The sequence below is a fragment of the Clavibacter sp. MX14-G9D genome (assembly GCF_032917815.1).
GTDB classification, from domain to species: Bacteria; Actinomycetota; Actinomycetes; order Actinomycetales; family Microbacteriaceae; genus Clavibacter; species Clavibacter michiganensis_K.
The window spans coordinates 1-1392 of the sequence record NZ_JAVCVL010000364.1 but is presented as its reverse complement, the minus strand read 5'-3'; the positions used below and the strand labels follow the sequence as shown (position 1 = coordinate 1392).

At 76.4% G+C, this 1392-nt stretch carries 2 protein-coding genes; both read left to right on the top strand.

What is annotated here, in order from left to right; all coding sequences use genetic code 11:
- On the top strand, positions 1 to 618 hold a 618-nt coding region (locus Q6969_RS15660), incomplete at its 5' end, for a signal peptidase I (protein WP_317231268.1).
- On the top strand, positions 615 to 1220 hold the full coding sequence (locus Q6969_RS15655) for a TasA family protein (RefSeq protein WP_317231267.1): 606 nt from the start codon (positions 615 to 617) through the stop codon (positions 1218 to 1220). The genes Q6969_RS15660 and Q6969_RS15655, both read left to right, overlap by 4 nt.
- Positions 1221 to 1392: the final 172 nt, after the last annotated feature.

Sequence of the window (1392 nt, the reverse complement as noted above, 5' to 3'; positions counted from 1 at the left end):
GCCGCCGCCCCGGCCGCGGTCCCGGATCCCGGGACGCCCGCCGCGGCCCCGCGCCGGCGCCGCGGTCCCCTCGCCCGCGCGCTCGCCGCCCTCGGCGGCGTCGTCAGCGTCGTCCTCGCCCTCGTCGTCGTCGTCGTCCTGCTGCTGACGCTCACCGGCACGGCGCGGTTCGTGCCCGTGCTCTCGAACTCGATGGCGCCGGGCATGCCCGTGGGATCGCTCGCGGTCACCCAGCCCGTGGACCGCGAGGACACGGCGGTGGGCGACGTGATCGTGTTCACGGCGCCCGTAGGCCCCGCCATCCGCGTCATCCACCGCGTCGTCACCGTGTACGGGCCCGAGTACGCCGACCGCATCGACGGCTGGAGCCCGGACCTGCTGGTCATGGAGACGCAGGGCGACAACAACCCGTCCCCGGACCCCTGGATCGTCACGGTCAGCGACGACGAGATCCAGCGCCGCACCGCGGTCGTCCCGTACCTCGGCTGGCCCGGGGTGTGGCTCAGCGATCCGGGCACGCGCAGCCTCGCCTTCGGCGCCGCCGGCGCCCTGGTCACCGCGTGGGCGCTCGTGGCCGTCTGGCGCCGCCCGCCGCGCGCCGCAGAGGGCCGGTCGTGAGCGGCCGCCACGTCGTCGCGGGCTCCGGCGGTACCGCGCGCCGTCGCGTGGGCCTCGCGACGGGAGCCGCCCTGCTCGCCGCGCTCCTCGGCGGCGGCGCCGCCTACGCCGTCCTCGTCGACCGCGACGACGCCGTGACCCGGATCTCCGCGGGCGCCGTCACGCTCGACTGGGGCGCCGCCGGCACCGACCAGACGACGGTGCCCGTCACGGGCCTCCGCCCGGGCGGCCAGGCGGTGCGCATCGTGGACCTCACGAACACCGGGTCGGTGGCCGCCTCGGAGCTCGCCCTGGAGCTCGGCGGATCGGCGCCCGGCAGCACCTCCGACGGCCTGCAGCTCGCGCTCGACCGGTGCTCCGTCCCGTGGACCGGCGCCCCGGGCACGGCCGTCTGCTCGGGCACGGTCACGGCCGTGGTGGCCGACCGTCCCGCGCAGGGACGCGTGATCCTGACCCAGTCGCCCGCGCGCGCCCCCGGCGTCCGCGACCACCTCCGCCTCACCCTGCGCCTGCCCGAGTCCGCGCCCCCGACCGCGCAGGGGCTGTCGGGGTCCGTCACCCTCCAGGTCCTCGGGAACCAGCGCCCGGGCGAGCAGCGCTGACCCGCGGAGGATCCCCACAGGTCACGGAAACATCACGGGACCCAACCTTCTCCGGAGGGGCGCCGAAGGACCTTGCGACTCCAAACGGCGACCACGTCGGTCGCCCTGACAGCAAAGGATCCATCATGCGCAACCTCACCAAGTCGGTCTTCGGCCTCGCCACCGCGGGCTT